This is a genomic window from Burkholderia sp. JPY481 (assembly GCF_038900515.1).
In the GTDB taxonomy this organism is placed as follows: Bacteria; Pseudomonadota; Gammaproteobacteria; order Burkholderiales; family Burkholderiaceae; genus Paraburkholderia; species Paraburkholderia youngii.
In genome coordinates this window covers 1-9,571 of sequence record NZ_JAYMRT010000056.1, presented here as the reverse complement: position 1 = coordinate 9,571, position 9,571 = coordinate 1, and the positions used below count along the sequence as shown (strand labels likewise).

7 protein-coding genes are annotated in these 9,571 nt (G+C 57.5%); 2 read left to right on the top strand and 5 right to left on the bottom strand.

The annotated features are described in order from the left end of the window. On the bottom strand, positions 1-390 hold a 390-nt coding region (locus VSR82_RS38965; RefSeq protein ID WP_498858815.1), incomplete at its 3' end, for a GIY-YIG nuclease family protein. Positions 391-639: 249 nt separating this feature from the next. Between VSR82_RS38965 and VSR82_RS38960 the strand changes: the two genes are divergently transcribed. After that, positions 640-855: a hypothetical protein gene (locus tag VSR82_RS38960; RefSeq protein WP_410853149.1), complete on the top strand. Its 216-nt coding sequence runs from the start codon at positions 640-642 to the stop codon at positions 853-855. A gap of 122 nt (positions 856-977) precedes the next feature. On the opposite strand, the gene VSR82_RS38955 is transcribed toward VSR82_RS38960, so the two are convergent. Both VSR82_RS38955 and VSR82_RS38950 read right to left on the bottom strand, forming a co-directional pair. After that, a complete protein-coding gene (locus tag VSR82_RS38955; RefSeq protein WP_498858817.1) occupies positions 978-2,786 on the bottom strand; it encodes an ABC transporter ATP-binding protein in 1,809 nt (602 codons plus the stop codon). A 55-nt stretch (positions 2,787-2,841) separates the two neighbouring features. Continuing rightward, positions 2,842-3,591 (bottom strand): Long-chain-fatty-acid--CoA ligase, encoded by a 750-nt coding sequence (locus VSR82_RS38950; protein ID WP_410853150.1) that lies wholly within the window; start codon positions 3,589-3,591, stop codon positions 2,842-2,844. A 195-nt stretch (positions 3,592-3,786) separates the two neighbouring features. Between VSR82_RS38950 and VSR82_RS38945 the strand changes: the two genes are divergently transcribed. After that, the gene (locus VSR82_RS38945) at positions 3,787-4,329 is read left to right on the top strand and encodes a transposase (RefSeq protein WP_498858816.1); all 543 of its coding nucleotides are present in this window, start codon (positions 3,787-3,789) and stop codon (positions 4,327-4,329) included. 457 nt (positions 4,330-4,786) lie between these two features. Here the strand turns inward: VSR82_RS38945 and VSR82_RS38940 are convergent, their stop codons facing one another. Together VSR82_RS38940 and VSR82_RS38935 are read right to left on the bottom strand one after the other, a co-directional pair. Then, positions 4,787-6,238 carry a hypothetical protein gene (locus VSR82_RS38940; protein WP_498858814.1) on the bottom strand — a complete coding sequence of 484 codons (1,452 nt, stop codon included), beginning with the start codon at positions 6,236-6,238 and terminating at the stop codon, positions 4,787-4,789. A 103-nt stretch (positions 6,239-6,341) separates the two neighbouring features. Beyond that, positions 6,342-9,571, bottom strand: a 3,230-nt coding sequence (locus tag VSR82_RS38935) for a non-ribosomal peptide synthetase (RefSeq protein WP_498858813.1), incomplete at its 5' end; no start/stop codon positions are given.

The following is a 9,571-nucleotide window of genomic DNA, read 5'->3' as shown; positions in this document are numbered from 1 at the left end:
TGCGAAGAGAATCGTGAAGCCCAGCAACGCTCCCGACGCGGAATAGACCGAGAAGTCCACCGTATCCGTGATGTCAATTTCGAATACCGCCAGCAATAGAGGCATGACGGATATGACGGTGGTCGCGCTAACCTTCCATTCGAGCAGCGCCGCGATCGGCGACGGAAACAGCGTGACGATACCGTACCGCACCAGAACACACGTCCAGCTTTGGCCGTGACGGAGGCCGCGCGCCACACTGATATGCTGATAGAAGCTGAAGGTACCTCCCTTTGTCATGGCCTCACCGCGATCGCTGCCCGGACGCGAAAAGAAAGGTATTGCGCCACCAGCGTCCCGACCCAGAGGCAATGCGATCAGGACCAGTATGTCCGCATAGTGCGCCATCATCAAACTCAGCCATGCCGCGCACGCTCTCGATCCTGGGGTATCCGTCCTTTTCGGGTGGCGTCAAACTCGCCTGATAGCGCTTTGTCACCTTGGCGCCGTGACCTGTCTTTGATTTCAGTTTGAATGACGGTTGGAAGAAGTTGATATACAGCCGCGACACTTGATAAAGTGAGGCAAGTGTTTTCTGTGGCTTCGAGACCTTGTAGCCTGCCGTCCCCCACCAGATGACGTACAGACGGCGCCATTCTTTTGCGCGACCCGCGCCTGATCGTTTTTCTTGCAGGCACGCCAACGCACCATCTCGATACCCGTTGCCTTGAAATCAAAGACGGCCGGGTTCATGAACGCGCAATCGTTATCGCAGTCCAGACCAAGGCAGATATCGCATGGCTGGACGAGCTTCGCCGGCATTCGCTTGACCTGATCTCCCATTTCAATCAATCGGCCATAAAGGAAGATCATTGAGATCCTCACACTCAAACCGGAGGGGGACCAAACGAACTATACGACGGTCGGATGGCGCCGCGAAACGCTTCCGACTTGTCGCCGTTTGATCCGCTCGTCAGCAACGGCAGCACACAACGTCGTCAAATCTCGCGAGCTAACCCGAATCCCTGCTGATCAAACAACCGACGGTAAGTACTATCATCGAGCTGAACGAGCCGGTCGTGGCTTCCTTCCTCGACGAGGCGGCCGTGATCAAACACCAGCAGCCGATCGAGCGCACGAACCGTGGACAGGCGGTGTGCAGCCACGAGTGTGGTACGCCCAACCATCAACCGCTCCATCGCCTGCTGAATCAGCACTTCACTTTCGCCGTCAAGGTTCGAGGTCGCTTCATCGAGAATAATGATTGGCGCGTCTGCCAAGAAAGCACGAGCGATAGCCACTCGCTGACGTTCACCGCCCGAAAGCTTCACGCCGCGATCGCCCACCAGCGTGGCATATCCGTTCGGTAACGCGGCAATGAACTCGTGCGCGTTCGCTAGCGCGGAAGCTTGCTCGATCTCGGCCTGCGTCGCGTCCGGCTTACCATATGCGACGTTCTCCGCGAGCGAACGGTGAAACAACAACGGCTCTTGTTGCACGATAGCGATCTGCCGTCGCAGCGAAGTCTGCTCAACTTGGGAAATGTCTTGCCCGTCAATCCTTATGCGACCATCGCTGAGATCGTAGAGCCGCTGGATTAGTTTTATGAACGTAGTCTTTCCCGCCCCTGAACGGCCCACCAGCCCAACGCGCTCACCGGGCGCAATGGTTACTGAGAAATCCTTGTACAAAGGCTCCCGGACTTTGTCGTATTGGAAAGTCACCCGGTCGAAGCAAATCTCCCCTCGTCGAATCTCGATAGGACGCGCACCTGGCCGGTCCTCGATGCCAGATCTCTCTCGCTCAAGCAGAACTAGTTGCTGCATATCATTCACAGAGCGTTGCAGGTTGCGTACGTGCATCCCAACTTCGCGTAGATAACCTTGCAAGACATAGAACATTGTTAGCGCAAACGCGATGTCACCGACGCTTGCTTCATCGCGCACGCGGAACCATAGTGCGGCACTGAGCATCGCGGTTTGCATCAGCACGAGCATGCCGCTCTGGACTCCACCATTGGTCGTGCTGCGCGCCCACATGCGAGCCGTATGCTTACGCCACTTGCTGACTATGCGGGCAAACCTAGCTTCTTCTCGGCTCTCGGCGCCAAACGCTTTCACGAGCGAGTTACAGGCTATCGCGTCGGAAAGCCTACCTCCCATGCGGGTGTCCCACAGATTGCTGATGTGCGCGGCGGGCGCGACATAGCCGAGCGATAGCGACACTGCGACCGTAATGTACAGCAGCGAGCCTGCGCCAACCAAGACACCCATCAGCGGCCAGCGAACACCAAGCAGTATCGTCGCGCCACCCAGCATCAGCAGCGAAGGCAGCAACGCGAGAAGCAGCGTGTCGTTCATCAGTTCTAGTGCCCACATACCGCGCGTGATCCTATGTACTGTCGCACCGGCGAAACTATTCGCATGCCAATCGGTGGAGAGACGTTGCACTCGGCAAAATGCGTTCGACGCGACGTCGCTTATCATGTTCAACGTCAGCACCATAATGTTGTGAAGCGTGAAATGTCTCGCCAAGGTCGTGCCAACTCCCAATGCAATCAGCAAACCAAAAGTACTTGCTGCATGGTGCCACGCAGCGGACTTCAAGCCCATATCACCGCCACCAGCTGTCAGCGCATCCACCAGTCGCCCAGAAAAGAATGGCGTCACCACCTCGGCAAGGGTGGCCAGTAATGCGAGCGTCGCGATCGCGGAAATTCTCACAGGCTGTTTGCGCCAGTATCGTACAGTAAAGACTAGTACGCACTTAAACGCCCGCATGCCAAACCAAGGTTTCTTTTTCGCCATCATTTATATATCGACGTATCTCACTTCGTGGAATGAAAGAATTAAGCTTCATCAATCATAGGTCGTATTGAAACCAAACATTTGGCTCGACATAAACGATGCAATTTTGCTCCATTGAAACGAGCACCGGCACCAATGCCCCATCGACCTCAGCACTCCCGGAATGTTCGAATATTTGCCCTGTCCATCGTGACCATTCCGAAATCGTTCCAACGATGGTCATGGAATAAGGGGCAATTTTCATGAGCCTTCCTCCAGCACCGAGGTGGGTTCGCAACCAAGAATCCATCGGCAAACCGTCGGGGCGTTGTAGTCGCGTATACTCGAGCATCGGCATCCCGGGCACATGGTGTTTCTGGCTTGGCCGAACGGGGACCGAAAGCTTTGAGAATCCCGCCATTTTGGCACATTGCTTCAACGCATTCAGCAGTGCCAGCGCATTACCGAGACCTCTCGCCTTTGGCAGTAGGGTAATTTCGAGTGCGCTTATCGTCGTTGGTTCACGGCCTAGCAGACTGTCTTCGTGAGCCCAGCGGATAACCTCATCCCAACCGCCGTCCGGCAATTCCATGCGGCCCTCGATGTTTGAGGCAAATGGAACGCCGAAAGCGCGCCCAACGACCTCCTCGTCGACAAGCCCAGCATACGCGAAGTCTAGGTATCTTGAGAAGACTCCCGCGCCAAAATAGAGCTTTGCGGTTCGATCATGGCGCATAAAGTCCGGCCACATGCTATCTAACTCGCTCGAAAAAACAAGAGGAATAAGTTCCGGCCTCTCTCGCAAAGAAAATATTTTCAAATTCATCTCCGAACTCCGACGGGAATCATTAAATTGCATCGCTCATATTCTTTCTTACAGCCCCCCGAATGGATAGGATCATCAATGATCTTGAGAACGTTAGGCACTTTGTGCCGGGCTTTGTATCCTGACGGGGCGAAATAACACAGGCCATAGCCAACCGATATATCGGATGAAGATTGATACTTCGCCACTGCGTATCTGACGTTGATGAACAAAGACACGCCGCGTCGCTGCAATGAATTGCGCGAGATGTTCAATGCACTGCACTGGATCGTGCGCGCGGCTATGCCGTGGCCTTTGTTGGCCAATGACTTTCCGCCGTGCGGCAGTAATGTCGATATGGCGGTCGATATCTTCGACCAGTTGCTTGCCGCGCATGTGATGCCGGCCAACGAACAGGAGCATGCTCTGGTCGGAGGATTGGCGCGCCAGATTCAGCACGCCAAAGGCCAGACGGTCAAGGTAGCGTTCGCCGATCAGGGATATACCTGCGAAGAGCCTGCACAGGCCGCACTCGACGAAGAGATCGAGCTTCAGATAATCAAGCGGATTGAGGCGAAAAATGGCTTCGTGCCGTTGCCGCGCCGCTGGGCGGTCGATCGCGGCTTCGGCTGGCTCAACCGCTTCCACCGACTGGCAGGAGACCAACGGCAATTCCCCGAGACCATGGCCGGCCTTTCTGTCGTACCCCCCGTGTTTATGCCTATCCACTGTGCATTCCTTAACAAAATTGCCTTCTAACACCACAAGCGCGTCCCCGTTGAGCACAAGCTCAATCCAAGTTCCCTGTTGATATATGCAATGCACGCGCGGCGGCGTGAGATAGTGGAGAACTGTGGCTGGACAATCGGTCATGTTGGATCAAATGCCCCCATTGATGAAAGACGCGTCCAGAGGCCTCATTCTCTGACCGGGAATGGATATCCACGCCGTACTATTGAGTTGCGCTCCCCGCGGGTCGACCCGCTTCACATCACCGCTAGCACTGCAAAGTGATCGTTTCTATTTGCTCGTGATGTCAGTGCCATTTTCTCGTTGCAGGTTGGCTGACAGCCTTGAATCGGAGTCATTGTGCCACTGGTTCGAGTTTGAAAATCATTACCATATTCGAGCAACGCCAAAGCAAATATCGCGCTCTCTCGACTATTGCGATCGCCGCCCGCCAGTAGGCCCGGCGCTCGACCAAGATTGCTTTAAGTCAGGATACAAGCACCCTGTTCTTAGCGAGAAGAGATACCTTTTCCAACACAGAAATGGCACGTTCTACTAGATATTCAGCGCTGTTATCTTTCTCGCAAACGGCCTCCACAATTAAGCGCGCGCTAAGACTCATCCGCAGCGCAGAAACAGGAACCCCATCGATCTCGCCACATAAAACGGGTTGGCCCAATTCGCAACGCGCGGACAATATTTTTCGTCTTACTCCGCGCGAATTCCCACCAAGGTCTGCTTTCATTCGATTGAAGATTTTGGTGGTCTCCTCCGCGCGCAGCGGCCTTCTTCGGTTATTAAACTCGAACAAGATGAAAGGAAAAATCGTTGGTATCTGATCCCACGTCGACTGATTTTCCGTTGGACGGCGCTGCAAGGCGGGTTGTTCCAGGAGACTAAGCTGTTGCGAATTACTCATCCATGACGTAATAGCGTTATAGAAGTTCTCCACGACCTTTCTGACACCTTCCGCGGGGATGCCGTGAAAATCCCGCAGTTCAGTGAGGGCAGCCTCCCACCGCAAAAGCAATCCAAAGTTGCTTGCATTGTGAAGCGACATGATGCCATTCCAATGTGGCGGCCACTCTGCGCGCGCGCTATTGACGCGAAGTGCCGGATCGACCGGCCGCATCATCAATCTGCATGCTGCGTCTGCCGGAACCAGCAACATTGCGGAAAATGGAGGGCCGCTAAAAAACTTTGATCCAGTAATGATGACAATACTATCCGCACGGAGGTAACTAACTAACGTGCTCGATGCCAGCCTGAATTGAGAGGCATCGATGACAGTCTCGATGATGTTTGGCCAGCGCCGCTTGAGTTCGAGGACACGATCCGGACTGGGGCCCAACACGCCGGTCTTGGAGACGTCGGTTAATACGATCAAAATGCGATCATACTGCTTTACAGCACTCAATACCGTTGCTTCAAGTTCGTCATCAACCTCAGCAATGGGTCGGAGACTGCCGTCCTCTGAGCGAATTGCTATCGACTCGACGTGATTGACATCGCCGAAATCTCCCACATTCCCATCGTTCATCGCGGGGGGGTAGCGATGATACAAGGCGCCCGCCAAAGCACGCGCGACACCGCTCCCCGTCTCTTCCGGTTGAACCATGATCGCCAACGTTGTGCGAGAGCTGGTCCCGGCCACCAGTCTTGCGACAAGCATGTGAGCATCTGTGCCGGAAGCGGATACAATAGCCTCCAATCCAGATAGTTCTCCTAAGCCACACAGGTCGATAAATTCACTACGCAGCCTCGACATCTCCTCCAAATAAACATCCGCCGGATTTCTCTCCCGTAAGCTACTCAAGAGATGGGAGCGTAGTTGTTGCGCAGCAGAGTGGCCAGATAGGGAAATAGTAGATGCCGTGGCGGAGCCAAATGCTAACAGTCCTGTATCTGGTATCGGTCGCCCCCCATATTTGTTGATCATTGCGGCGGTGTCGAGTTCGATCCGCGGGTCCCCTCCTTGCGTTAGGGCTTCGAAAGTCGACGGGAGGTAACTGTCGAGATTGTGCGAGCGCGTTGTCATAGCGTCAGGGCCCTATTGTTCGCGGGTGTGGTGTGCTGCTTAAGCATAAGGAAAGCGCGCGTGCAAGAATCCGACGGTTTTCCGGCACGGCCATCATTGTCACGTGATCGCCGGGAATCGGTATGGCGTGAATGGCCTCGGGATTTAGAACTCGGTCCCAGCCATGCATGGGTGCAATCTTCTTAGCCTCCGTTGCATCCGGAGTGCGCCCAGCCCGGAAATTCTCGGGAAGCTCAGATGCATAGAACTGGTGAATTTCGACTTGCAGGGATGGAACCTGATAGTTCAGTAACGCGTGCTGAAAATGGATATACGTTTCGACGGTTTCGTAGAAATCCGCTTCTACAACTATCGCCCCAATTTCCTGTGCCTTTTGGAGTAGTAGCGGAACAGAACTGTTCCTAGCGCAGCGCTGTAGCAGTTCGAATCGTTCATCGTCCAAAGACTCCAGAGGTTCAAATACCATTTCGAGTATTATTTCGGCATCAGATTTTTTCGGAGAATTTGCTGGCAGCGGGGCATCGATAAGACCCAGAAAAGATACCGTTTCATCGAAGCGCAGCAACTGCTGAGTAATCGCGTAAGCGAGGATCGCACCGGACGAATATCCGGCAATCCGGTAGGGAGCTCGTGGCTGAATCTTCTTCATCGTCAACAGTGTATGTGTTGCGATCTCCTCAAGAGTCAGTGAACGATCTTTGAAGGAGGGCCATGGTAGAGCGTAGATGGGACTATCCACTTCCATTTCTTTTGCTAAAGTGGAGACATACGAAAAATCTCCATAGCCTGTCGGAACAAAGAAAACGGGAGGCTGAGTTCCCGCCAAACGGACCGGCAACACTCCAGACACATGAGGATCCATGTCCATCTCGACCTTGGAGGCAAGATCCTTCAGGACGGGGGCTTCGAATAGATCGATAGCGCTTAATTTCATTCCCCGATCCAGTGCTCGGCTGAGCAGCCGCACGGCCAGCAGCGAATGGCCGCCCAGCTCGAAGAAGTGGTCATGCCGACCGACCCGCTCCAGCCCCAGCAGCTCCGCCCACAGCTGCGCCAGCACCGTCTCGAGCTCCCCGCGCGGCGCCTCGTAGCCCCGCCGCGCATACGCATCGTCCTGCGGCGCCGGCAGCGCCCGGCGGTCCAGCTTGCCGTTCACCGTCAGCGGCAGCGCCGCCAGCGGCACGAACGCCGCCGGCACCATGTAGTCCGGCAGCTGCCCCACCAGATGCGCGCGCAGCGTCGCCGCAAGCTGCGCTTCCTGCGCCTCCGCTGCGGCCACCACATACGCCACCAGCTGCGGCTCGCCGGCCCGCTCCTCGCGCGCTACCACCACCGCCTCGCGTACCCATGCATGTCCGCACAGGTGCGCGGCCACCTCGCCCGGCTCGATGCGAAAGCCCCGGATCTTGACCTGCTCGTCGGTGCGCCCCAGAAACTCCAGATTGCCGTCCGGCAGGTACCGCGCCAGGTCCCCCGTGCGGTACAGCCGATCGCCCTCCACAAAGGGACTGGCGATGAACCGCTCGGCTGTCAGCTCGGGGCGGTTCAGGTAGCCACGCGCCACCCCCGCCCCGCCAATGTAGAGCTCGCCCACCGCCCCGAACGGCACCGGCTCGCCATGACCGTCCAGCACGTACACCCGCGTGTTCGCAATCGGACGGCCGATCGGTACACCTTGATGTGGCACGCCGAATGGGGTGTCAATAGGAAAAAAGGATGACCAGATGGTTGTTTCGGTTGGCCCGTAGAAATTCTTTACAGAGTTCACCGCTTCATTTAGGCGAAGTGACAGAGTTGCAGGTAACGCTTCTCCCCCACATACCGCATTCAGCGCTGGTGTTCCTTGCCAGCCTCCATCTAAGAGCAGGCGCCACATTGCCGGAGTCGCCTGCATGAAAGAAATGTTGTGATGTGCTATGTAATGGCGTAAGGCCATGGCGTCGATTGCATCCTTACGGCTTGCAAGGGCGACTGCGGCCCCAGTGCTCAAAGGCAGGAACAGTTCGAGCCCCGCAATATCGAACGAGATGGTGGTCAAAGCCAAAAAAGTATCGCGGTCAGAAATTGAAGATATCTCTGAAAACGCCGATAGAAAGTTCACCACCCCCCGGTGCTCGACCATCACGCCCTTGGGCGTGCCGGTGGAGCCCGAGGTGTAGATCACATAGGCCAGATGGTGCGGACCCAGGCCCAGCGCGCGCGCATCCGGATCCGATGACGGCTGCCCGGCCCACGCCGGCGACTGCGCCTCCAGCTCCACCAGCCCCACCCCAGCGAGCGCCTCCGCGCCCAGCGCCGCACGCCCCGCCGCATCGGCCAGCACCAGCCGCGGCGCCGCCTCCCCCAGAATCTGCCGCAGCCGCGCGCCCGGATACGCCGCATCCAGCGGCACATACGCGCCCCCCGCTTTCAGGATCGCCAGCAGCCCCACCACCATCGCCGCGCTGCGCTCCACGCAGATCCCCACCGGCTGATCCGGCCTGACTCCGAGTGCGATCAGATGATGGGCCAGCCGGTTGGCCCGCGCATTGAGCTCGCCATAGCTCAGTCTCTCGTTCTCATGCACCAGCGCCACCGCCTCCGGTGCCCGCCGCACCTGCGCCTCGAACAGCTCATGGATGCACCGCTCCGACGGATACGCCGCCTCCGTGCGGTTCAGCTCCTCCAGCAGATACCCGCGCTCCGCCGCCGGCAGGATCTCCAGCTCCCGCACCGGCGTGTGCGGCGAGCGCTCCAGCAGCTCCGCCAGATGCTCCAGCGCGCACTGCATGTAGCCGCACACCCGCTCCGCAGAAACCGGCCCGCTCACCTGCGCCGTCAGGCCCAGTGCTTCTTCCCAGTCCTCCACCGACAGGCTCAGGGGATAGTTGGTGCGTTCCTGCGCACCCAGCCACTCGATGCCGCCCGGGACATCGTCCGCGGCGGCGCCCTGAAGCGCCGCCAGCGTATTGTGGCGATAGTTCAGCAGCGCGCTGAACAATGGCGCAGGCGCCGCAACGCCGCTGCAGCGCTGCGCCAGCGCCAGCGGGGCATGCTCGTGGGTGAGCAGCTCCGCCAGCCGCGCGTGGGTGCGACGCACACTCTCCCCGACCCCGGTTCCATCCACGTCGAGCCGCACCGGCAGCGTGTTCATGAACAGCCCCATCGCCCGGTCCGCGCCGCTGCCACCATGCATGCGCCCGAACAGCACCGTGCCGAACACCACCTGCTCGCGCCCGCTGCTGCGCGCCACCA

Coding starts and splice junctions, on each gene's coding strand:
- VSR82_RS38955 (WP_498858817.1), bottom strand. CDS start 2,786: ATGGCGAAAAAGAAACCTTGGTTTGGCATGCGGGCGTTTAAGTGCGTA.
- VSR82_RS38950 (WP_410853150.1), bottom strand. CDS start 3,591: ATGAATTTGAAAATATTTTCTTTGCGAGAGAGGCCGGAACTTATTCCT.
- VSR82_RS38940 (WP_498858814.1), bottom strand. CDS start 6,238: ATGATCAACAAATATGGGGGGCGACCGATACCAGATACAGGACTGTTA.